Below are 21069 nucleotides of genomic sequence, written 5' to 3'. Positions count from 1 at the left end.
CTGTGGTTTCACCATGAGGTGGCTTGGATTAGTGTGTGCGATATTCGTGAATTTGGGGTGCTGCTTTGAGTACAAGTGATCTGGTTTTCTTTGGTGTCTTTTTCTGGGTGTTGTTTGTGGCAGCCCGGCTGGCTGTGTTTGCCATCAATATCGATATTCAACTGAAGAAGAAGCTCTGGCCGATGATTATCTTCTCTCTGGCAGGCGTGCTGCTGGCGCTGGCGTATGTGCTCAATTTTCCGCCCAAGGGTTACGCCATACTGCTGGTGGCGGTGGCAATTATTGTCTACAGCAACCTTAAAGGTTTCTATTTCTGCGAGTCATGCGGAAAGATGCTGGCCAATAAGAAGATTCTTACCACGGTAGAGGTTTGTGCCAAATGTGGCGGCAAGGTTACGCGCTAACAGATGCCAGCTGAATAGCCGGGGTTAGCGGCGCGAACGCCCACCGCCGCCACGGCTGTTGCGGTTGCCGCCCTGTCTGCCACCGGGTCTGCCTCCGGATTTCGGGCGATCATGCTGCTCGGCCTTATCCTCTTTTTTCAAACCTTCAGCGGTAGCTTCAGGATTGGTCGGCTTGCCGATCTGCAGCATCTCATGCTCGATATGGCAAAGTGGCACCTGGCGGCTGATGTAGGTCTCGATATCGGGCAGGCCAAAGCAGAACCTCTCACATGAGAAGGAGATGGCTGTGCCTTTGGCACCGGCACGGGCGGTACGGCCAATGCGGTGCACATAGTTCTCAGCATCTTCAGGAAGATCATAATTGAATACATGTGATACGCCGTCGATATGCAGGCCGCGACTGGCCACATCGGTGGCGACCAGTAGCTGCAGCTTGCCCTTGGTGAAATCTTCGAGAATGCGTGTGCGTTTCTGCTGACGCACATCGCCAGAGAGTATGCCGACAGAGAAGCCGTAACGGGCCAGATTGCGGGCTACCTTTTCACCGGTACGTTTCTCATTGATAAAGATCATGCCGCGTTTGACATCAGATTCGCGCAGCAGATGCACCAGCAGCGGAAATTTATCTTCCATGCTGGTGTGGTACATCGATTCGGTAATGCCGGAGGCGGTCAGGTCGCCCTCTTCAGCACGCAGCTTCTCTGGCTCATTCATGTGCTCATAGGCCAGCTCCAGTACGCGGTGCGAGAGGGTGGCTGAGAACATCAGGGACTGGCGCTGATCATACTTGGGCAGGCGATGCAGCATGAAGCGCAGATCATTAATAAAGCCGAGGTCAAACATGCGGTCAGCCTCGTCGATAATCAGCATGTCGGCTTTGGAGAGTGAGTAGACCCGTTTCTTCAGATAATCGATCAGGCGACCCGGCGTGCCGATCAGGATATCGACACCGTTATCAAAACCAAGGCGCTGCTTCTCATAATCGACACCGCCGTAGACGGTGTGCAGCTTCAGGCCTGTATGTTTTGCCAGCTTGGCAGCATCATCGGAGATCTGCACGGCCAACTCTCGCGTTGGGGCGATAATCAGTACGCGCGGGTGCTGTTTGTTACGCCCCTGTTTTGGCTCGGTGGTGAGTAGTCGGTTGATGGCGGTGATCAGGAAGGTGGCTGTTTTACCTGTGCCGGTGCGTCCCTGTCCTGCGACATCCTTGCCCTGCAGTGTCATCGGCAGGGCGATCTGCTGAACATCTGTCATCTCCGTAAAACCAAGATCCTGAATGCCTTGAAGCAGCGTTTCAGGGAGGTTGAGTTCGGTAAAAAGGGTCGGTTTGATGACAATGGTCTGTTTCATGGCGGCAACTGTACGCGCTCGGCGATTACCTTGCCACAAATGTTGATGCGATCGGTGCTTCATGATGGACAATTCCACATGCGGCTTGGGATTGCAGTCCTGGATTGTTGCCCCTAGTCTGCCACGCCTGCCGTGGAAACGACGGGCTCATGGCGCAATTGGTTAGCGCTACCGGCTCATAACCGGTTGGTTCCAGGTTCGAGTCCTGGTGAGCCCACCATTTCCAGAGAATAAATATAAAAGACAGGACGTTTATGACACCGACACCCGAAGAGATTGCAGTGATGGTTCGCCAGGGTCTTCCCGATGCAGTCGTGGATGTGCGCCTCTATTCCGGCGACGATCACTTCGAGATGGAGGTTGTCTCTGCGGCCTTTGCAGGTAAATCACGCATCGCCCAGCATAAGATGGTTTATGCGGCGCTGGGTGATCATATGAGAGAGGCGATTCACGCTCTGGCGTTGAAAACCTCAGTTCCCAAGGAGTAAACATGAGCGAAACCGTATTAGAGCAGATTGATCAGGTGATTAAAGGAAATGATATCGTTCTGTTCATGAAGGGCACTCCGGACTTTCCTCAGTGTGGTTTCTCCCAGCGCGTGGGTAGCATCGTATCCAGTTATGGTGTCCCCTTTGCTGCAGTCAACGTGTTGCTCAGCGAAGAGATCCGTCAGGGCATCAAGGATTACTCTGATTGGCCAACCATTCCGCAGCTTTACATCAAGGGTGAATTCATTGGTGGCTGTGATATTGTCTCTGAAATGCAGGAGAATGGAGAGCTGGCTGAACTGCTGGCGCCGCTGAAAAAAGAAGCGTAAGCTCTTCGAACAAGCTTCCGGTCACCTGTTTTGGCTTGTGGTTTTGTGCGATTTGAGTTATAACAAGGATGTTGATGGCACTCTATTTCTATTTCCAACACGACCCTACAAGCGGAGCTTCTCCGCAGCAGCAACCCTACAACCTGAACGGCAAGCAAATGATAGAAGCGGGCATTTTTTAACTGATGGAAACCAAGCTATCCCATAAACTCGGTCAGCGTCTGGCTCTGACGCCGCAACTGACTCAGAGCCTTAAGGTCCTGGCGATGAACTCGATGGAGCTGGAGAACTATCTCGAGGAGTCGATCGAGTGCAATCCGATGCTGGATATGGATCAGGGTTCATTCACTCCTCCGGAATCCGGTGCTCAGGAGCAGCGTGCTATTGAGATGGATGAGCGCGAGCAGTGGAAAGAGCAGGGTGACAACCGTTGGGAGACGCTCTACTCCTCCTCCAGTCGTGACAGCATGCCTGACCGTGAGCAGCTCTGGCAGGGTGAACAGAATCTCGGTGATTCACTGCATGAGCAGGTGGATCGACAGCCGATGAGTGATATCGAGCGCGAACTGGCCCACGCCATGATCGACTCCCTTGATGATGATGGCTATTTCCGCAACGATCCGAATGAATTCGCTGCTGAGATGGCTGAGCAGATGGATGTTGATGGTGAGATGGTTGAAAATGTGCTGACGCAGGTGATTCAGCAACTTGAGCCAGCCGGACTGGGGGCAAGGGATCTTACCGAGTGCCTGCTGATGCAGCTAGATGGCGAATCTGAGGTTGATCTCTGGGTGCAGCGGCTGCTGCTCCATTTTCCGATGGAGCTGTTTGGCTCCGATGCCGACCTGGCCAAAAAAGCGGAGTGCAGTGAGGAGATGATCGCTCAGGCACGCGCCCGTATGCGCCGCCTTGATCCGTTCCCCGGCCACGGCATGCACGGTGATAACAACTATTATATCCGTCCTGAAATTATCTTCCGTCGCACCAGCGGCAATGAGATTGAGGTGGAGGTGCCGGCATCAGGCTGGCGCGGCATTCGTCTCAATGAGCAGTGGCAGGACCATGAGTGGACCGGCAAAGATAAAGATTTTATGAGTCAGGCGATGAAGGAGGCCAAGTGGCTTCTGCATGCACTGGATCAGCGCAGTGAGACGCTGATGAAGGTCGCGCTCTGTCTGGCTCAGCGTCAGCGTGCTTTTCTGGAGTATGGCGTGCTGGGTCTGAAGCCGTTGACACTGCAGGATGTGGCTGAAGAGGTTGGCCTGCATGAATCGACCATTTCACGTGTTACCAATGGAAAGTTTGCAGATACACCGATAGGCATGATCGAACTGCGGCGTTTTTTCTCTGCTGGTCTGCCGACACGTGGCGGTGGTACTATCTCTGTCTATCGTGTGCAGCAGCGTGTGAAAGCGCTGATCGATTCAGAGCCGTTGGGAAGGCCGATCTCGGATCAGGCGATTGCGGATCGTCTGCAGGCCGAGGGGATCGAAATTGCCCGTCGCACTGTGGCCAAGTACAGGGAACAGTTAGGGCTGCCTCCGAGCAGTCAGCGCAGACGTGTCGCTAAAACACGTTAAGGCCTTTTAAAATAACGGCCGACCGATGATCTGAAGAGCAGTTCATCAAGCAACCGGGAGCGAGGCAGCAGGCGCGCTTCCAAAAGTAGAGAATCCATGGAAGGGTTTTCTGCTATATTCAATCCAATGTGGAGGTAACAACCATGCAAGTATCCATTACCGGACGTCATGTAGAACTCACGGAACCGCTTAAGGCGTATGTGGACGACAAACTGCAGCACCTGAAACACTCTTTCGACCATGTCGTAGATGTTCATGTTGTATTGTCGGTAGAGAAGTTTCGCCAGCGTTGTGAAGTCAGCATGCAGGCCAGTGGCATTAATATCCACGGCAGTCACGAGACGGAGGATATGTATGCATCGATTGACGGCGTTGTTGATAAGCTGAATCGTCAGCTCAAACGTTATCGTGCAAAACTTCGCCGCCATCGCGGTGATGCGGCGGGTCGCGAAATCAAGGTCTCCCATAAGGTTCTTGATATGGCCGTCGACAAGGATGAGCTGACTGAAGATCACCAGCCGGAAACCCTGCGTCATGAGCAGATTGATGCCAAACCGATGAGTGTCGATGAGGCAGTGATGCAGCTTGAACTGGGCAGTCGTGACCTGATTTTCTTCACCAATGGTCAGACCGAGCAGTTGAATGCGGTTTACCGTCGTCCTGACGGTGCTCTGAGCTGGATCGAACCTGAAGTCGCTTAATTAAGGAGCTTCTGAGCGTGGATCTGTTAACGCCCGAGCATGTGCTACTCGACTCAGCCGCAGCAAGTAAGCGGGGACTGATTACCGAGATGGCTAACCTGTTGGCCTCCATCGACCCGGATCGGGTGATGGAGGTCGTCATGGCCCGCGAGCATCTTGGCAGTACCGGCATCGGCCATGGTGTTGCCATTCCGCATGGGCGTATGCCTGACCTTCCGATGCCGATTCTGGCGCTGGCAAGGCATCCTGAGGGGGTCGATTTCGACTCCATTGATGGAAAGCCGGTCTATATCGCTGTGATGTTGCTGGTTCCCGATTCGGATGATCGCCAGCATCTTGAACTGTTGGCGCAGCTGGCCAGAACACTGCAGCAGGAGAGCATCAGGCATCAAGTCATGCAGGCTGAGAGCAGTGAAGCAATTGCAGCACTGTTTGCTGATCGTGTAAGGCTGGCCTGATGATTCAGGCCCGCCGGATCACGATTCGTGAGCTGCTGGCCGCACAGGGTGATGCTGCAAAAATGCAACTGGTGGCCGGTGAAGCCGGTCTTGATCGCTATATCGACCACCCGCGTATGCAGAAACCATCACTGGCATTTGCCGGATTTATTGAAAATTTAAGTGATTATCGTCTGCAGGTGATTGGAAAAACCGAGCTGAGTTATCTGGCTACCCGCTCACCTGAAGAGCAGAGGCGCGTTGTCGATGCGGTATTTGATCTGCGCCTTGCCGGCGTAGTGATTACGCGCAATCAGCAGCCCCCTGCGATCATTCTTGAAGCGGCCAGACGTACCGATACGCCGCTGTTGTTGTCTGAATTCCCCAGTTCAACCTTTATGACCAATATGATGCTCTACCTCTCCCATCGGCTGGCTCCGGTGGTCTATCAGCATGGCGTCTATATGGATATCTTCGGACTTGGTGTGCTGATCACCGGCTCCAGCGGTATCGGCAAAAGTGAGGTCGGGCTTGAGTTGATCTGTCGAGGCAATCGACTGATTGCCGATGATATGGTCGAGTTTTCACGAAAAAGCCCTACCGCCCTGGTTGGGCGCAGCCCTGACACCCTGCGATACCATATGGAGATCCGTGGTCTGGGTATCCTCAATATTCGAGACCTCTATGGTGCAGCAGCAATCACCGATGCCAAACGGCTTAGTCTGGTGGTGGAGATGGTGCCGTGGGATCAGGTGGCTGCAGAAGATCGCGTATTGGGTGAAGAGAGTGAGATCAAAATCCTTGAGGTGCCGATTGCCCGCGTTCCGATTCCGATTCGTACCGGCCGTTCGCTGGCCATCCTGATTGAGGTGGCGACACGTAATCAGCTGCTTAAACAGCGCGGCATCTACAGCGGCGAAGCTTTTGTGCAGTCTCTTCAGGAACGTATTCAGAAAGGTGGCTAAATGCTTCTGATCAGCGGGCTCTCCGGAGCAGGTAAAAGCACTGTGTTGCATGCGCTGGAGGATGCCGGATTTTTCTGCACCGATAATCTGCCGCTTGAGATGCTGCGAGACTGGTCGATGATTATGCAGGCACGTAAGCGTCCTGCCGCCGTATGCCTGGATGCACGCAGTGGTTTTACCGCCCAGGCGATCCGCACAACGATTGAAGAGAATCTGGCTGAGGATGAGTGGCAGCTGCTGTTTGTTGAGGCTGAGGATGAGGTGCTGCAGCGCCGCTTCTCAACCGTTAAACGCAGGCACCCCTATCCGGCGGGTGTCGATTTGATGGATTCGATCAGGCAGGAGCGTGAGAGCCTGTTGCCGATCAGAAGTATCGCTGACCTGATTCTTGATAGCAGTCATCTGACCCCTTACGAACTCTCTGAACAGGCTGAACAGTTCTGGCTTAAGCCGGGCTCGAAACGGCACCGCATGAACTGTACGGTGATCTCTTTCAGCTACAAACACGGATTGCCGGCCATGGCTGATATGGTTTTTGATATGCGCTTTCTGCCCAACCCCCACTATCTTCCGGAGCTGGCCCAGCAGACCGGACGTGATGCTGAGGTGATCGCCTTTCTTGAGGGTCGTGATGAGGTGGGAGAAGCATTCGAGAGGGTTCGGCAGTGGCTGGAATTTTCCTGGCCGATGATTCAGAAAGAGAGAAAACAGTATTTTACTATTGCCTTTGGCTGCAGTGGCGGCCGCCACCGCTCCGTGTATATGGCAGAGCGTCTGGCGGACTGGTTAAAGGGCGAAGCGATGGCACTGCCGGTGATCCAGCACCGCGAGCTGGCTATTGTCGAGCGCAGGCATGCCGGTGAAGAGGGAGAAGAGTCATGATCGGAATCGTATTAATCGGCCATGCCTGCATAGCATCAGAGATGCTAAAGGCGCTGGAGTATGTTGTCGGTGAGCAGCCGCTGATTGATGCCATTGATGTGGTGACAGGACAACCGCCGGAGCAGCTCTCCAAGGCTCTGGAAGCACGCATTCGCGCCTGTGATATTGGTGATGGCGTGCTGGTGCTGGCTGATATGTTTGGTGGCACCCCGTGCAATGTGGCAATGGGAACCCTTGCCAAGGGGCATGTTGAGGTGGTCTCCGGATTTAATCTGCCGCTGCTGGTTAAAGCGGCAACGCTGCGCAGCTCGGCAAACGACCTTGCTGCTTTTGCAGAGCAGGTTGTGGAGGCGGGCAGGATGTATATGCGTATCGCTCCGCATACAACCAGGGTGAGGAGTTAGAGCATGGCTGAGCGGCTGATCAGAATTCAAAACAAGCTGGGATTGCATGCGCGTGCATCAGCCAAGCTGGCTACTGAGGCAAGCCGATTTGAGTGCGAAGTGACGCTGGTGAAAGATGAGATCGATGTGAACTGCAAGAGTATTATGGGCATTATGATGTTGGCCGCCTGCAGAGGCACCGAGCTGCTGTTGCGCGCTGAAGGGCGGGATGCGGATGCTGCGCTGGATGCTATCGAAGCGCTGGTCAATGACCGTTTCGGAGAGGGTGAATAGGGGTGCCGGTTACCGAGATGCCATCTGTGCAGCAGAAGCTTCGCCGCGAAGGCAAGGCGACAGCATCAAGCTCCGGCATTGTTATCGGCCACGCACAGAAACTTCGCCATGGCAGGCAGCCGATTCCGGAGCGCTCGATTGAACCCTCAGAGGTTCGCTCAGAGGTTACGCGCCTGCTGGCTGCAATTGATGCGGCACGCTCCGAGGTCGATTTTGAACGCAGTCACCTGTTGAAAACCGGCACCAACGATATGGTGATTATGCTCGATGTGCATCGTATGCTGATTGCCGATCCCGAGCTTCTGAATCGAGCCAGTAACCGCATTGTTGAGAGTCAGATCAATGCCGAGTGGGCACTGCGCAAGGAGATGGATGCGATTCAGCAGACCTTTGAGCAGATCGAAGATGAGTATCTGCGCAACCGCAAGGATGATGTTGAACATGCAGGCAAAAGGATTCTGCGCCACCTTCTGGGCGACCAGCCCGCCAATATGCATGCCAGTCTTGAAGAGGCGAAAAATATCAGTAACGCCATTATCTATATCGGCGAAGATTTCTCTGTTTCCGATATGGTGATGATGTGGCGGCGCGGTGTCGCAGGTGTGGTGATTGAGCAGGGCGGCGTGGATGCGCACAATATTATTGTCGCCCGAGGCATCGGTCTGCCGGCGCTGGTGGGTGCGGTTGGTATCCTCAGAGAGATCGAAGATGGTGACCAACTAATCCTTGATGCTGAACAAGGAATATGGATCCACAATCCCACGCCTGAAGAGGCGGCGGCTTATGCCGCCACCATTGACTCATTCTGGCAGGCTCAGGTGGAGCTGGAGGTCTACGCCGCAGCAGTTTCACAGAGTCTGGATGGGCATCCGCTTAAACTGATGGCCAACATTGAGTTCCCCGAAGAGCTCGATGTTGCCGAGCAGGTCGGCATTGACGGCATCGGCCTCTATCGCAGTGAGTTCCTCTTCCTCAATGCCCCTGAGATACCCGATGAAGCGCAGCAGTTTGAGCAGTATGTCTCTCTTGTTCGTCGCATGGCCGGTAAACCTGTGACCATGCGTCTGCTCGATGTCGGTGGCGACAAGCCGTGGCACTACCACCGTCTGACCTCCAATATCGAAGGCGGCGCCAATCCTGCCATGGGGCTCAGAGGCGTACGCCTGCTGCTGCGCTGGCCCGATATTCTGCGTACGCAGTTGCGGGCGATGCTGCGTGCCGCTGAAGAGGGTGAGGTTCATATCCTTATTCCGATGGTCACCAACTGCGATGAGGTGAACAGGGTACGTGAGATTGCCCTGCAGTGCCGCGAGGAGTTGGGGCTGACCAAGCCGGTCTCTATCGGCACGATGATTGAGGTGCCTGCCAGCGCACTGATTGCCGATGATCTGGCCAAAGTGAGTGATTTCTTCTCCATCGGCACCAACGATCTTATGCAGTACACACTGGCCACGGATCGCACTGATGATGAGGTGGCCGGGCTCTATCAATCCGGCCATCCTGCGATACTGAGATTGATTAAACTTGCTGCAGAAGCAGCCAAAAAAGAGGGTATTCCGATCTCGGTTTGCGGTGAGCTCTCTGCCAAACCGGAGTGGACTGAAACGCTGCTTAATCTGGATATGGATGCGCTGTCGATGAGCCTGAACAAGCTGCTTTTGATTCGCCGCCAGCTTAGCCAGCTAAAATACAATCCAACGCTTTAGTCCCACCAGTTGTGAGCATCTGCACTAGCAGGGTTTAAGCAAACAGTGCTAGTGATCAATTCAACTTTTGCCCAAATGACTCCAGCCGTTTACGCTTCGCCACCCAGAGGTTAACCGGGTCTCATCTGACCCTTATAGCGTTAACAGCCCATTAGGAGAGAAGTATGCGTTTTGATTGGACAGTTGATGAGATTCAAGAGTTGTTTGAGCTGCCGTTCAATGACCTGATGTTCCTGGCACAGCAGGTGCACCGTGGCAACTTCGATGCCAATGAGGTTCAGCTCTCTACCCTGCTCTCCATTAAAACCGGCGGCTGCCCGGAAGATTGTAAATACTGTCCGCAAAGCTCGCGTTACAACACCGATGTTGAATCCGAACTGCTGATGAAAAAGGCGCAGGTGATTGAAGCGGCCAAAGCGGCCAAAGAGAAGGGCGCATCACGTTTCTGTATTGGTGCGGCATGGCGTGAACCAAAAGGTCGCGCTTTTGATCTGGTCTGCGACATGATCTCCGAGATCAAGGAGATGGATATGGAGGCGTGTGCCACACTCGGCATGCTCACCCCCGATCAGGCGCATAAACTCAAAGGTGCAGGCCTGGATTACTACAACCACAACCTCGATTCCGATCCTGAATACTATAAAGAGGTCATTTCAACCCGTACCTATGATGAGCGGCTCGATACCCTGAAGAATGTACGTGCTGAAGGCATGAGTATCTGCTGTGGCGGCATTGTCGGCATGGGCGAGTCACGCCGTCATCGCGCCGGTCTTGTGGCTCAGTTGGCACGCATGAATCCGCATCCTGAGTCTGTGCCGATCAATATGCTGGTGAAGGTTGAGGGCACGCCCGTTGCTGAAGATGAACAGTTTGCAGGCACGCTGGATAACTTCGAATTCATCCGCACCATCGCCGTCTCCCGCATCACCATGCCGGGCTCCCATGTGCGTTTATCTGCAGGTCGTGAAGAGATGAGTGAAGAGATGCAGGCGCTCTGCTTCCTGGCTGGCGCTAACTCTATTTTTTATGGTGAGAAGCTGCTTACCACCGGCAATCAGGAAGCGAGTAACGACCAGAAGCTGTTTGAGAAACTCGGCCTGCGCCCGATGGAGAAACCAACCCCATCGTCCCGCCGCATGGCCAACGCTTAATCCTGTAACAGAGTGATTGTGGCCTCACCCGAGGCCTTGTTGATATTGATCTGCACTTCACAGTGTTCATCCACCTCATCAACAGGTGTCGGATCGTCGGCACAACTGCATCCGGCAATGATCGATTTGTAAAATATCCCCGCCTTCACCCGGATGGATGTGTCCGATTCCTGCACATTGAGAATCATCGCCTGAATATCGTCATCCAACGCAACGCTTCCGTTCCTCAGTCCCTGCTGTAAAGGCAATTCGTTAACCGACAGTTGCTCAATATCACACTTTACCGCAGCCTTGAAATCAGGATTCCCCCATGCCACCACAGCCTGAGAAAACTGGGTCATGGTTTATTCTTCAACTGAAATTGAAAAGCAATGGAGTCTGACAGCATTAGATTCAATTATTTGTATTATTGGTGTTAATTCTGCTGATTTGATCTCCACCATTTAATGAATTGATAATTATCATGGTGGAGATTTCTTGAGCTAGTACATTAGAAAGCCTGTTCATCTCTTTGATAAGGGCCGTTGATGTACTTGTTACCTTAGCAAGCCTTTGAGCAAGCATCGACTTTTCAAAGGAGTATTGGGTCACAATTTCACCTTTGGAGGAATAAGTGCTTTTTCCTTTAATGACAAGGTTAATATGATTTAGTGGTTCTTCCCAAAGATATAATTCGTCAATATGAATAGATAATACATCTTGGGAAGATGCTTCTGAAGTGCAAGTTGAAACATAACATGATGAATGACTGATAGAGTTGGTTTTTAGTGCTGATTCAAAAGTTGTCGAAATAATTTTCCCAAATGGAATGACTATTCTTGTATCAATTAACCCATCCTTTCCGGCTGAACTTGCAGCGATTGTTCCTCCTACTACTCCACCAACAAGCCCTCCGGCTACTGCAACAGGGATAAATTTTGAATAGTCTTGGGTATAACCAATTTGGTTTGATTCTTTTACGTCCCAGAATGCTCCGACTTTATTATCCCATACAGTTTCATTGAATGGCTTTCCAGAAACAACTTCGGTAAATACTAATTTAATGTTTGTGATATCGGTTGATTTTAACTTTTCCGTATATGGCATTATTTCAAGAGGTTTTCGATTTGAGGCGGTAGTGCAAGATGAGGTAGAAATTAGTAATACGATTAGGCTGGTGGCAATAGAAAGTTTTTTAATTTGGTTCACGCTCTTCCCCTAAACTATTTGAACTCTCAAATAGCATACCTTTTCTATAATATTGCATATTATAGACTAATTCTAGAAGCTTGCTTGGGCACAATATGGAGGGGGTGAAAATGGTCAAACATATCGTGATGTGGAAATTGAGGGATAAAGCTGATGCGGCGGAGATCAAAGCGCGGCTGGAGGCTTTGGCTGGCAAGATTCCCGGGTTGATCAAGATTGAGGTCGGGATCGACTTTCTGGAGTCGGAGCAGTCTGCTGATGTTGTCTTATATTCCGAGCTGGAGAGCCGTGAGGCGCTGAATATTTATCAGGCGCATCCTGAACATGTGGCTGTGATTCCGCTGGTTAAGGGTGCAGCCGTTGCCCGCACCGTGGTTGATTACGAAGTCTGATTAATACGGTTAGTTTGCATCAATCTAGTAGTCGGGTTTTCTATGCTGGTGAGCAATCGCGATAACAAAAATATGATCGTGTTCAATTGAATATAGTATTTTGTATGGGAATCGGTGCAGTAGGCATTTCCTGACTTCGCCCTGTTCAGTTGACCATGCTTTGGGGTACTCGGCAATACGGAGGGCTGCTTTTCGTACCTCATCTTTGAACTGTTGTCCCAATCCGGCGAACTCGATTTCGTAAAATCTGGATGCATCATCCAATTCGGATTTCGCGAGAGATGAAAAGATTATCTGCACGGATGATTACCTGAACACATCCTCCATTGGGATGCCTGCAAGTTTACCTTGCCGATAAGCAGCCAGTCGTTTTTCGGCCTCTTCAGCCCAAATGGCATCAAGCTTCGCGTCCGGTTCATCAAGGCTTTTCAATAAGCCTTCAACAACCAGGAAGCGTTCTTCCGGATTAAGGTTTAACGCCTGTTTCAAAACATCTTTACCAGCCATGTATCACCTCACTATGAGCCAATTAGCACATGGTAAATTGCGCCGGAACTCTATTGAAGTCAAATCAATCCTCTTGTGAAAGGCCTTGGATTGTTAGCACCGTGGTCGATTACGAGGTTTAATCCTCGATATTAGGGACGAGGCCTGCGTAGGGTGATCTGAACGCCTCTTCCTGAACTACGGCACGAAGTTTGTCGATGCCCATGCCTTTCAGGCTTGAGGTTGGAATCGGGGCCATACCCATCGCATCAAACATCTCTTTCAGACGTTTGCCGCGTGCATTGCCGGAGAGTTTATCGGCTTTTGTGGCCACTGGCAGCCAGCGCAGGCCTGCTTCATTGAGATATTCAATCAGCTGCATATCTGAATCTTTAGGGCCGTGGCGGATATCGAGCAGTAGTAGCACCAGTTTCAGGTCGGTGTTGGCCATATAACCTTCAATCATGGTGATCCAGCGCTTCTGCTCTTTCTTCGGCGCACGCGCATAACCGTAACCGGGCAGATCCACGACCAGTATCTGGTCATCCACATCAAAGAGGTTGAGCAGACGTGTGCAACCGGGATTCTTTGAGGTTTTCACCAGGCCTTTACGACCGAACAGCGCATTCATCAGTGACGATTTTCCAACATTGGAGTGGCCCGCCACAGCGATCTGCGGCAGATCAATGTCGGGAAACAGTTTCGGATCGGCAACCGATTGCACGAAGGTGGTACTGGGCCAGTGAATGGTTCTACTCATGGGGCTAAGGCTGACGATTGCCTGAAGTTGTAGCAAGCAGAGGTTGCGCCCCAAATAGCCCCACTCTTCGCGCCTTGATTGAATCCATTTGTGACTGCACCGAGCCAGCAGCATGACCTGAAGATTTTGGGGCTGGTGCATTGGTTGCGCATCAGTAAGATTGCCCAAATATTAGGCAGAAAAGCCATGCGCCTTATGGAAGGATTTTTCATTGAACAGAGATAACCACCTTCTCCCGGGATTTAAGCTGGGAAATTATAATATCGACGTGCCGCTGGTGCTGGCACCGATGGCGGGCATTACCGATCTGCCGTTTCGCAAGATATGCAAACGTTTTGGCGTAGGGCTGATGGTGACCGAGATGATTGCATCGCGGGCTGTGGATATGGGACGGGTGCGTACCGAACGTATGGCTGAGATCGGCCCTGATGAGCACCCGATCTCAATTCAGGTTGCCGGTTCCGATCCGCTGTTTGTGGCTGAGGCGGCGCGCTGGGCGGTTGGCCACGGTGCTGATTTTGTTGATATTAATATGGGCTGTCCGGTAAAGAAGATCTGCAAACAGAGTGCCGGCTCAGCCATGCTCAGGGATGAGCCACTGGTGGCACGTGTGCTGGAGGCGGTGGTCAAAGCCGTTGAAGTACCGGTGACCCTGAAGATTCGCACCGGCTGGGATGACTCCTCAAAGAATGTCGAGAATATCGCCCGCATTGCCGAAGAGAGTGGTATCCAGCTGCTCACCGTACATGGGCGCACGCGTGCGCAGATGTTCCATGGCCACGCCAGCTGGGAGGATATCGGTCTGGCCAAGGCGGCCTGTTCGATTCCGGTGATCGGTAATGGTGATATTGTTGATGGCGATTCAGCCAGAGAGATGATCCGCATCTCAAGCTGCGATGGCGTGATGGTCGGGCGAGCTGTGCAGGGTAATCCGTGGGTGCTGGCAGAGGTCTATGCTGCACTCACAGGTGCAGAGAAGCCGGCTGCACCGACTGCAGAAGAGCGCTGGGCTGTTGTGCATGAACATATGCTCAACCTGGCTGAACATCACGGTGTGCAGTTCGCCTCAAAAATGGCCCGTAAACATGTGCTATGGTACAGCAAGGGGTTGCGCGGCTCAGCCGATTTCCGTGGCCATTTCCAGGTGGAGAACGACTGGCAGAAGATGCTGGAGAGTGCCGAGGCCTATTTCCTTGGTTTGGACTCTGACGTGCAGGGAGAGCTGGCGGATGCAGCCTGAATCGATCTCGCTTTCGGCAGTCCCTGTGCCGATGCTTCTGCTTGATAATGAGACACGGGTGGTCGGCTGTAATATACCGGCTCAGGAGGCGCTGGGAAAATCGGCGCGTCGACTGATCGGCCTGCAGGTTTCAGATATCTTCTCGCCCAAAGTGGAGATTGAAAATCTCTTTGCCCGGCTGACCCCCTATAGCAGCGTCTCCGACCATCAGATCTGCATCCTTGCCACCGGCATGCCGGTATCTCTGCATCTGGGTTGTCATGATGCGGGTATCTCCGCGCTGTTTATACCTGAGGCTGCACGCGCCGAAGTGGAGCAGCATGCCAAGCGTCACGAGATGGCTGAAGCGGTGGCCCGCATTGCGCTGGAGATGGCACACGAGGTGAAAAACCCGCTGGCAGCGCTCAGAGGCGCAGCTCAGTGGCTGGCTGAGCAAAAGGATATTTCAGTTAGCAACAGAGAGGCGGTGGCGCAGATGCTGCTTGGTGTGGATCGCATCCGTGATCGTATCGATGCCTTTCTGCAGGTCGGGCCAAGGGCGCAGGTGGCCATGGAGATGACCAATATTCATGCCCTGATTCAGGATGTGATCGTCTATCAGAAGGGTATTCATGTGTATCGCGTGTTTGATCCGAGTCTGCCGGAGACGCTGGTGCATCCGGCCCGACTAAGGCAGGCCTTCGAGAATCTCTGGCAGAACGCTGTCGAGGCGGCTGATTGCAGTATCGAGTGGCAGACGCGTATGGCGCCACTGGTGCATCTGCCGGGCCATAGTGGGCAGGTGATGGAGATTCGCATCACCAATGATGGCCGCATGGTGCCGCAGGAGCTGCGCGAGCGGCTCTTTGATCCCTACGTGACGGGCAAATCGCGTGGCAGTGGTCTGGGGCTGGCGCTGGTGGAGCGGGTAATGGTGGAGCATGGGGGCCGGGTGAGTGTGCGCAGTGCAAACGGGCGCACCACCATGATCCTGCATCTGCCGATAAAACAGTTAGAAGTCCCATTAGAAGAACAGGGTAAGGAGTAGGTGATGCGGGCATTGGTGATTGATGATGATGAAGGAATCCGCTGGATTCTTGATCGTGTCTTGCAGGAGGAGGGGCTGGAAGTAATCCAGGCCGGTACTATCGGCGAAGCTGAAAAGGCGCTGGCTGCACATGAGATCGATATGGCCTTTCTCGATGTCTACCTGCCTGATGGCAACGGTATGGATCTGCTTGCTTCGGGCGTATTTACCATGCCTGTGGTGATGCTGACTGCAGAAACCACCTTCGGTCACGCCGCTGAGGCCTACCGTATCGGTGCAATGGAGTATCTGCCCAAACCGTTTGATCTGGATGAGGTACGTCAGCTGATTCAGCGTGTACGTCCGCAGAAAAGGGTCAAGGCGGCCAAGCCTGCGATCAATGTTCAGCACGATATGATTATCGGGCGCAGTCAGGCGATGCAGAATCTTTTCCGCACCCTCGGGCGTGTGGCAGCCTCTGATCTCACTGTGCTGATTACCGGTGAATCGGGAACAGGTAAAGAGATGGTGGCACGCACGCTGCATGATCGCAGCCAGCGGGCAGATAAGGCCTTTGTTGCCATCAATACCGCCGCGATCCCTGCCGAGCTGTTGGAGTCGGAGCTCTTTGGTCATGAGAAGGGCTCGTTTACCGGTGCTGATAAATTCCGCGAAGGACGTTTTGAACAGGCCGATGGTGGCACCCTGTTTCTCGATGAGATCGGTGATATGCCTGCCGCTCTACAGGCCAAGCTGCTGCGCGTGCTGGAAGAGGGGCGTGTGCAGCGTGTCGGTGGCAGTCACTCTAAAGTGGTCAATGTGCGACTGCTTGCAGCCACCCATCAGCATCTGCCTGAGAAGATATCCAAGGGGGAGTTCAGGGAGGATCTCTACTACCGCCTGAATGTGATTCCGGTACATATCCCTCCGCTGCGTGAGCGACGTGATGATATCAGGGAGTTGGCCAACTTCCTGCTTGATCAGGCGGTGGAAGAGCTCGGTATGGAGGCGCCTATTCTTCTGGATGATGCGGCCGACCTTCTCACCCGCCACGACTGGCCGGGCAATGTGCGCGAGCTGAAAAACGTGATGCGCAGGCTGGCAGTGCTGACACCGGGGGCGAGTATCACCCTCTCAGATGTGGCGCTGGCACTGGGTAATGTTGATAACATGCAGAAGGGGGAAGAGACGCTTTCGGACGCGGTGACCCGCTGCACGCGCCAGTATCTGCATCAGCTCGGTTATGCCAAAGCGATCAATATCTATCAGCATATGCTTGAACAGGTGGAGCCACCACTGCTGATTCTGGCTATGGAACGCTGCAACGGGAATCAGCTGAAAGTCGCTGATATGCTGGGTTTGAATCGCAATACCGTGCGTAAACTGCTGAAAAAATACGATATCGATCCGGCTTATTTTAGATGATTTATTAACACCAAGGCACAAAGACACTAAGGAATAACAGAATATAAAGTTATAACCGTGGCATTCGCTTCAATGAATCCAAACGATTTCGAGCCAGTCTTTCCCTTTTATTCTAAAGGTTCTCTTCGTGCCTTTGTGTCTTCGTGGTTCATGATTGTTTAGATCATATCTGCAACGGCGAGACCGGCGGTGTAACCGGATGACCAGGCCCACTGGAAATTAAAGCCACCCAGATGGCCGGTCACATCGACCACTTCACCGATGAAATAGAGCCCGGGAACCTTCCTGCTCTCCATTGTTTTGGACGAGAGCTCGTTGGTGTCGACACCACCCACAGTCACCTCGGCGGTGCGATAACCTTCGGTACCGTTGGGTTTAAGCCGCCAGTGATGCAGTTGATCTGCCAGCTGCTCAATCTGCCTGTCACTGAGTTGCTGCATGCGGAGATCCTCGATATAGCCACCGGTTAGAAGCTGCACCAGTCGTTTGGGCAGCAGTTCGGCAAGTACTGTCGAGAGTTGCGCCAGCGGTCTGGATAATTTCTTGAGCTTCAGCAGCGTGGTGATCTCCTGCTCAGGTAGCAGATCGATCTCTATCGCATCACCGGGCTGCCAGTAGGATGATATCTGCAGCATGGCCGGGCCTGAGAGGCCACGGTGGGTGAAGAGCATCGCCTCCCTGAACAGCTTACCTCGACAGCGCACTGCGACATCTACTGAGATGCCTGCCAGTGCCTGCAACGCCTCTTTCTCCCTGCCGGTGAAGGTGAAGGGGGCAAGGCCGGCCACCGGTGGAATGATTGTTAACCCGAACTGCTCAGCCAATTTCAGTCCGAAGGCGGTGGCTCCCATCTTGGGGATGGAGAGGCCTCCGGTTGCGATCACCACTCTTTCAGAGTGAAAGAGGCCTCTGTCGGTGACCAGTTCAAAACAGTCGTTTTTTTTCACCGCTGTAATGGTGGTCTGTAGTTGAATCTTCACACCATGTTCGCGACAGGGTTGCAGCAGCATCTCAACAATCTGTCTGGCAGACTCATCGCAGAAGAGCTGGCCATGGTCGCGTTCGTGATAAGCGATGCCAGCCTCTTCCACCATCGTGATAAAATCGGCAGCAGTGAAGCGGGAGAGTGCTGATTTACAGAAGTGGGGGTTGTGCGAAAGGTAGTTGGCGGCCGAAACAGATCGGTTGGTGAAGTTGCTGCGTCCGCCTCCGGAGATAAGAATCTTCTTGCCCACCTTCTCGGCATGGTCGAGCAGCAGCACCGATCTGCCACATGTGGCAGCGGTTCCTGCACACATCAGCCCGGCGGCTCCGGCACCGATCACAATCACATCATATCTGTCCATGCCCCCGATTGTGCCCATCATCGACGTATCATTCATCTGAAATTCAGAAATAGTCTGTAATGATTTGCTCATCCGGTCGTCTAACAGGGCGAACAGGAGGTTTCATGAAACGGATAATTGTATTGGCAATAATGATTATGATGACAATAGTAAACAGCGCACAAGCAGAAGAGAGAGAGACAGCCACCTTTGCGGCAGGCTGCTTCTGGTGCATGGAGCACCCCTTTGACGAACTGCCCGGTGTGATCTCGACCACCTCCGGTTATACCGGCGGTCACAAGGACAATCCGAGTTACGAAGAGGTGTCGGCAGGTTCGACTGGTCATACCGAGGCGATTCAGATTGTCTTTAATCCGGCGCTGGTCAGTTATGAGACGCTGCTGCAGGTCTACTGGCGCAACTCCGATCCGACCACGGCCAACCGGCAGTTCTGTGATGTCGGTTCACAGTATCGCCCAGGTATTTTTTACCACTCTGCGGCACAGCAACAGGCGGCAGAAGCCTCGAAAGTGGGAGTGCAGAAGAACAAGCGGTTCCACGAGGATGTGGTGACTGAGATTAGCGAAGCGACCACCTTCTGGCCTGCTGAGGAGTACCATCAGAACTACTATCTGAGAAATCCGATCCGCTATAAGTTCTACCGCTATAACTGTGGTCGGGATCAGCGACTGCAGCAGCTCTGGGGAGGTGACCATGAATAGACGAGGCTTTCTGCGATTAACTATGGCTGCCGGACTGATTCTGGTGGCGCCGCGTCTGCTTAAGGCAGGCAGTGAGAGGAGTGTTTCGATGATTGAGAAGATTGAAAAAACAGATGCCGAGTGGCGCAATATTTTGACCGCTGCGCAGTATGATGTGCTGCGCAGAGAGGGGACAGAGCGCCCCTTCACCAGCGAACTGAACAAGCAGTATGGGAGAGGTGTTTACCACTGTGCCGGTTGTGATCTGGCGCTCTTCTCATCGGAGACAAAATTCGACAGCGGCACCGGCTGGCCAAGTTTTTATGCGCCGATTGAGGGGCAGATCGAGACCAAACGCGATTTCAAAATGATTCTGCCGCGCACCGAATACCACTGTGCGCGCTGTGGCGGTCATCAGGGGCACGTCTTTAATGACGGGCCTGAGCCAACTGGCCAGCGCTGGTGTAACAACGGCGTCGCCCTGCGCTTTGTTCCGGCATAAGCATGCATCACCAGGAGCAGGAGGCAGAGCGAGGGACGGGTCAATACAACCTTTATCGTTGCTGACGAGACGTAAAACAGTCTGTTTTCAGGTTTTATCATCCTGCTCTTTGTGCTGGAAACAGAGATTTTTCCGGCTTCTCTGAAGGCAGGGAAAATGTCAGACTCCGCTGATGGCTGAATTTGAAGTGAACGTACATAACTACCATGTTGATCTGGGAGCCCGCTCCTATGATATCCATATCGAACCGGGCTGTCTGGATGGGCTGGGCGAGGAGATGGGCAAGCTGTTTGCCAGGCCGACCCGTTGCATGGTGATAAGTAATGTAACGATCGCACCGTTGTATATGAAGCGTGTGCGCAACTCTCTTGAGCAGGCGGGCTGGTCAGTAAGCGAATGCATTCTGCCGGATGGTGAACGTTATAAAACCATGGACAGCTTCGGTTTGATCATGGATGCACTGATGGAGAGTAAGCTTTCGCGTAATGAACCGATTATCGCACTCGGTGGCGGCGTGGTCGGTGATATGACCGGCTTTGCAGCCGCATGTTACCGGCGTGGCATCCCCTTTATTCAGGTGCCAACCACGGTGCTGGCACAGGTGGATTCGAGTGTCGGCGGCAAGACCGCGATCAATCATCCGCATGGCAAAAATATGATTGGTGCCTTCTACCAGCCGAAACTGGTCTGGATTGATCCGAAGGTGCTGGCAACGCTTGATATGCGTGAGATCAGAGCGGGTATCGCTGAAGCGATCAAATATGGTCTGATTCGCGATCCCGACTTCTTTGTCTGGATGCAGCAGAATGAGAGCGCTGCACTTGATCTCGATGCCGATGTGCTGGCGCGCATGATTCACACCTCCTGCCGCCACAAGGCTGAAGTGGTGATGGCCGATGAGACCGAGCAGGGGCAGCGTGCCCTACTCAATCTTGGCCACACCTTTGGCCATGCCATTGAGTCGATGACCCACTACAGCACCTATCTGCATGGTGAAGGAGTGGCCATTGGTACAGTGATGGCTGCACGCCTCTCCGAGCAGCTCGGTTATGCCCCTGAAGGTACGGAAGCTTCGATCCGGGCCTGTTACCAGCGTATCGGCCTGCCGGTGGATGTGCCGGAGTTTTCAGCGGCGCAGTGGCTGGATGCTATGGGGCATGACAAGAAGAATGTCGGTAGTCGAATCCGTTATATTCTGTTGCGTGGTATCGGTGATGCCTTTCTTGCCGAAGATGTCGATCCGGATGCGATCATTCAGCTGATTGACTCCTTTCATCATGAGTGATTATTGCAGGGTCGCAAAGCCTGCTGTTTCGACTATACTGGTAAATAGAGAAGAAGAGGAGAGTGTTACTTTGGCACAGGAGCGCG

Annotated in this window: 26 protein-coding genes and 1 tRNA gene; 20 read left to right on the top strand and 7 right to left on the bottom strand. The window is 53.1% G+C overall.

Annotation, left to right across the window (positions count from 1 at the left end):
• The first annotated feature begins 65 nt into the window (after positions 1-65).
• Positions 66-404 (top strand): hypothetical protein, encoded by a 339-nt coding sequence (locus tag F3F93_RS01350; protein ID WP_176957354.1) that lies wholly within the window; start codon positions 66-68, stop codon positions 402-404.
• Between the two features lie 24 nt (positions 405-428).
• Here the strand turns inward: F3F93_RS01350 and F3F93_RS01345 are convergent, their stop codons facing one another.
• Positions 429-1757 (bottom strand): DEAD/DEAH box helicase, encoded by a 1329-nt coding sequence (locus F3F93_RS01345; RefSeq protein WP_176957353.1) that lies wholly within the window; start codon positions 1755-1757, stop codon positions 429-431.
• Between the two features lie 143 nt (positions 1758-1900).
• Here F3F93_RS01345 and F3F93_RS01340 point away from each other — a divergent pair.
• From F3F93_RS01340 to bioB, 12 genes are all read left to right on the top strand, one after another.
• Positions 1901-1977 (top strand) — tRNA-Ile (locus F3F93_RS01340).
• A 34-nt stretch (positions 1978-2011) separates the two neighbouring features.
• Positions 2012-2245, top strand: a complete 234-nt coding sequence (locus F3F93_RS01335; protein ID WP_176957352.1) for a BolA family protein — start codon at positions 2012-2014, stop codon at positions 2243-2245.
• 2 nt (positions 2246-2247) lie between these two features.
• On the top strand, positions 2248-2574 hold the full coding sequence (gene grxD / locus F3F93_RS01330; RefSeq protein ID WP_176957351.1) for a Grx4 family monothiol glutaredoxin: 327 nt from the start codon (positions 2248-2250) through the stop codon (positions 2572-2574).
• Between the two features lie 185 nt (positions 2575-2759).
• Positions 2760-4154, top strand: coding sequence for an RNA polymerase factor sigma-54 (gene rpoN / locus F3F93_RS01325; RefSeq protein WP_176957350.1), 1395 nt, complete (start codon positions 2760-2762; stop codon positions 4152-4154).
• Between the two features lie 143 nt (positions 4155-4297).
• Positions 4298-4855 (top strand): ribosome-associated translation inhibitor RaiA, encoded by a 558-nt coding sequence (raiA, locus tag F3F93_RS01320; protein ID WP_176957349.1) that lies wholly within the window; start codon positions 4298-4300, stop codon positions 4853-4855.
• A gap of 17 nt (positions 4856-4872) precedes the next feature.
• Positions 4873-5313 (top strand): PTS sugar transporter subunit IIA, encoded by a 441-nt coding sequence (locus F3F93_RS01315; protein ID WP_176957348.1) that lies wholly within the window; start codon positions 4873-4875, stop codon positions 5311-5313.
• Complete coding sequence (hprK, locus tag F3F93_RS01310) at positions 5313-6257, top strand: HPr(Ser) kinase/phosphatase (protein ID WP_176957347.1); 945 nt, start codon at positions 5313-5315, stop codon at positions 6255-6257. The genes F3F93_RS01315 and hprK overlap by 1 nt, the downstream gene beginning before the upstream one ends.
• The gene (gene rapZ, locus F3F93_RS01305) at positions 6258-7139 is read left to right on the top strand and encodes an RNase adapter RapZ (RefSeq protein ID WP_176957346.1); all 882 of its coding nucleotides are present in this window, start codon (positions 6258-6260) and stop codon (positions 7137-7139) included. It begins immediately after the preceding gene.
• Positions 7136-7543 carry a PTS sugar transporter subunit IIA gene (locus F3F93_RS01300; protein WP_176957345.1) on the top strand — a complete coding sequence of 136 codons (408 nt, stop codon included), beginning with the start codon at positions 7136-7138 and terminating at the stop codon, positions 7541-7543. The genes rapZ and F3F93_RS01300 overlap by 4 nt, the downstream gene beginning before the upstream one ends.
• A 3-nt stretch (positions 7544-7546) precedes the next feature.
• Positions 7547-7816: an HPr family phosphocarrier protein gene (locus tag F3F93_RS01295; protein WP_176957344.1), complete on the top strand. Its 270-nt coding sequence runs from the start codon at positions 7547-7549 to the stop codon at positions 7814-7816.
• A gap of 17 nt (positions 7817-7833) precedes the next feature.
• Positions 7834-9522: a phosphoenolpyruvate--protein phosphotransferase gene (ptsP, locus tag F3F93_RS01290; RefSeq protein ID WP_176957343.1), complete on the top strand. Its 1689-nt coding sequence runs from the start codon at positions 7834-7836 to the stop codon at positions 9520-9522.
• A 164-nt stretch (positions 9523-9686) separates the two neighbouring features.
• Positions 9687-10673, top strand: coding sequence for a biotin synthase BioB (gene bioB / locus F3F93_RS01285; protein ID WP_176957342.1), 987 nt, complete (start codon positions 9687-9689; stop codon positions 10671-10673).
• Here bioB and F3F93_RS01280 read toward each other — a convergent pair.
• Positions 10670-11014, bottom strand: coding sequence for a hypothetical protein (locus tag F3F93_RS01280; RefSeq protein WP_176957341.1), 345 nt, complete (start codon positions 11012-11014; stop codon positions 10670-10672). The two genes, bioB and F3F93_RS01280, sit on opposite strands and share 4 nt — an antisense overlap.
• A 52-nt stretch (positions 11015-11066) precedes the next feature.
• A complete protein-coding gene (locus F3F93_RS01275; RefSeq protein WP_176957340.1) occupies positions 11067-11861 on the bottom strand; it encodes a hypothetical protein in 795 nt (264 codons plus the stop codon).
• A gap of 110 nt (positions 11862-11971) precedes the next feature.
• On the opposite strand from F3F93_RS01275, the gene F3F93_RS01270 reads away from it, so the two are divergent.
• Positions 11972-12253: a Dabb family protein gene (locus tag F3F93_RS01270; RefSeq protein ID WP_176957339.1), complete on the top strand. Its 282-nt coding sequence runs from the start codon at positions 11972-11974 to the stop codon at positions 12251-12253.
• Positions 12254-12277: 24 nt separating this feature from the next.
• Here the strand turns inward: F3F93_RS01270 and F3F93_RS12690 are convergent, their stop codons facing one another.
• From F3F93_RS12690 to yihA, 3 genes are all read right to left on the bottom strand, one after another.
• Positions 12278-12553 carry a type II toxin-antitoxin system RelE/ParE family toxin gene (locus tag F3F93_RS12690; protein ID WP_176957338.1) on the bottom strand — a complete coding sequence of 92 codons (276 nt, stop codon included), beginning with the start codon at positions 12551-12553 and terminating at the stop codon, positions 12278-12280.
• Between the two features lie 6 nt (positions 12554-12559).
• Entirely contained in the window at positions 12560-12760 is a 201-nt protein-coding gene (locus F3F93_RS01260; protein ID WP_176957337.1) for an addiction module protein, read from the bottom strand.
• Between the two features lie 118 nt (positions 12761-12878).
• Positions 12879-13499, bottom strand: a complete 621-nt coding sequence (yihA, locus tag F3F93_RS01255) for a ribosome biogenesis GTP-binding protein YihA/YsxC (protein WP_176957336.1) — start codon at positions 13497-13499, stop codon at positions 12879-12881.
• A gap of 211 nt (positions 13500-13710) precedes the next feature.
• Between yihA and dusB the strand changes: the two genes are divergently transcribed.
• The 3 genes from dusB to F3F93_RS01240 are packed head-to-tail and all read left to right on the top strand — an operon-like array spanning position 13711 to position 17170.
• Complete coding sequence (dusB, locus tag F3F93_RS01250; protein WP_176957335.1) at positions 13711-14739, top strand: tRNA dihydrouridine synthase DusB; 1029 nt, start codon at positions 13711-13713, stop codon at positions 14737-14739.
• On the top strand, positions 14729-15766 hold the full coding sequence (locus F3F93_RS01245) for an ATP-binding protein (RefSeq protein ID WP_176957334.1): 1038 nt from the start codon (positions 14729-14731) through the stop codon (positions 15764-15766). Before dusB ends, F3F93_RS01245 begins: the two co-directional genes overlap by 11 nt.
• 3 nt (positions 15767-15769) lie before the next feature.
• A complete protein-coding gene (locus F3F93_RS01240; protein WP_176957333.1) occupies positions 15770-17170 on the top strand; it encodes a sigma-54 dependent transcriptional regulator in 1401 nt (466 codons plus the stop codon).
• A 158-nt stretch (positions 17171-17328) separates the two neighbouring features.
• Here F3F93_RS01240 and F3F93_RS01235 read toward each other — a convergent pair whose 3' ends face one another.
• On the bottom strand, positions 17329-18588 hold the full coding sequence (locus tag F3F93_RS01235) for an NAD(P)/FAD-dependent oxidoreductase (protein ID WP_277816480.1): 1260 nt from the start codon (positions 18586-18588) through the stop codon (positions 17329-17331).
• Between the two features lie 32 nt (positions 18589-18620).
• Here F3F93_RS01235 and msrA point away from each other — a divergent pair, with 32 nt between their 5' ends.
• The 3 genes from msrA to aroB all read left to right on the top strand — a co-directional run bounded on the left by msrA (position 18621) and on the right by aroB (position 20983).
• On the top strand, positions 18621-19217 hold the full coding sequence (gene msrA / locus F3F93_RS01230; protein WP_176957331.1) for a peptide-methionine (S)-S-oxide reductase MsrA: 597 nt from the start codon (positions 18621-18623) through the stop codon (positions 19215-19217).
• The gene (gene msrB, locus F3F93_RS01225) at positions 19210-19698 is read left to right on the top strand and encodes a peptide-methionine (R)-S-oxide reductase MsrB (protein ID WP_176957330.1); all 489 of its coding nucleotides are present in this window, start codon (positions 19210-19212) and stop codon (positions 19696-19698) included. The genes msrA and msrB overlap by 8 nt, the downstream gene beginning before the upstream one ends.
• A 172-nt stretch (positions 19699-19870) precedes the next feature.
• Complete coding sequence (gene aroB, locus F3F93_RS01220; protein WP_176957329.1) at positions 19871-20983, top strand: 3-dehydroquinate synthase; 1113 nt, start codon at positions 19871-19873, stop codon at positions 20981-20983.
• Positions 20984-21069 lie beyond the last annotated feature (86 nt).

This window comes from Mariprofundus sp. KV (assembly GCF_013387475.1).
Taxonomy (GTDB): Bacteria; Pseudomonadota; Zetaproteobacteria; order Mariprofundales; family Mariprofundaceae; genus Mariprofundus.
The sequence above is the reverse complement of the archived record's forward strand: the minus strand, read 5'-3'. Positions and strand labels throughout refer to the sequence as shown.

Bases quoted from the DNA above. Each gene is read 5' to 3' on its own strand.
- F3F93_RS01345 (WP_176957353.1), bottom strand. From the start codon at position 1,757: ATGAAACAGACCATTGTCATCAAACCGACCCTTTTTACCGAACTCAAC.
- F3F93_RS01335 (WP_176957352.1), top strand. From the start codon at position 2,012: ATGACACCGACACCCGAAGAGATTGCAGTGATGGTTCGCCAGGGTCTT.
- grxD (WP_176957351.1), top strand. From the start codon at position 2,248: ATGAGCGAAACCGTATTAGAGCAGATTGATCAGGTGATTAAAGGAAAT.
- rpoN (WP_176957350.1), top strand. From the start codon at position 2,760: ATGGAAACCAAGCTATCCCATAAACTCGGTCAGCGTCTGGCTCTGACG.
- raiA (WP_176957349.1), top strand. From the start codon at position 4,298: ATGCAAGTATCCATTACCGGACGTCATGTAGAACTCACGGAACCGCTT.
- hprK (WP_176957347.1), top strand. From the start codon at position 5,313: ATGATTCAGGCCCGCCGGATCACGATTCGTGAGCTGCTGGCCGCACAG.
- rapZ (WP_176957346.1), top strand. From the start codon at position 6,258: ATGCTTCTGATCAGCGGGCTCTCCGGAGCAGGTAAAAGCACTGTGTTG.
- F3F93_RS01300 (WP_176957345.1), top strand. From the start codon at position 7,136: ATGATCGGAATCGTATTAATCGGCCATGCCTGCATAGCATCAGAGATG.
- F3F93_RS01295 (WP_176957344.1), top strand. From the start codon at position 7,547: ATGGCTGAGCGGCTGATCAGAATTCAAAACAAGCTGGGATTGCATGCG.
- ptsP (WP_176957343.1), top strand. From the start codon at position 7,834: ATGCCATCTGTGCAGCAGAAGCTTCGCCGCGAAGGCAAGGCGACAGCA.
- bioB (WP_176957342.1), top strand. From the start codon at position 9,687: ATGCGTTTTGATTGGACAGTTGATGAGATTCAAGAGTTGTTTGAGCTG.
- F3F93_RS01280 (WP_176957341.1), bottom strand. From the start codon at position 11,014: ATGACCCAGTTTTCTCAGGCTGTGGTGGCATGGGGGAATCCTGATTTC.
- F3F93_RS01270 (WP_176957339.1), top strand. From the start codon at position 11,972: ATGGTCAAACATATCGTGATGTGGAAATTGAGGGATAAAGCTGATGCG.
- F3F93_RS01260 (WP_176957337.1), bottom strand. From the start codon at position 12,760: ATGGCTGGTAAAGATGTTTTGAAACAGGCGTTAAACCTTAATCCGGAA.
- yihA (WP_176957336.1), bottom strand. From the start codon at position 13,499: ATGAGTAGAACCATTCACTGGCCCAGTACCACCTTCGTGCAATCGGTT.
- F3F93_RS01245 (WP_176957334.1), top strand. From the start codon at position 14,729: ATGCAGCCTGAATCGATCTCGCTTTCGGCAGTCCCTGTGCCGATGCTT.
- F3F93_RS01240 (WP_176957333.1), top strand. From the start codon at position 15,770: ATGCGGGCATTGGTGATTGATGATGATGAAGGAATCCGCTGGATTCTT.
- F3F93_RS01235 (WP_277816480.1), bottom strand. From the start codon at position 18,588: ATGAGCAAATCATTACAGACTATTTCTGAATTTCAGATGAATGATACG.
- msrA (WP_176957331.1), top strand. From the start codon at position 18,621: ATGAAACGGATAATTGTATTGGCAATAATGATTATGATGACAATAGTA.
- msrB (WP_176957330.1), top strand. From the start codon at position 19,210: ATGAATAGACGAGGCTTTCTGCGATTAACTATGGCTGCCGGACTGATT.
- aroB (WP_176957329.1), top strand. From the start codon at position 19,871: ATGGCTGAATTTGAAGTGAACGTACATAACTACCATGTTGATCTGGGA.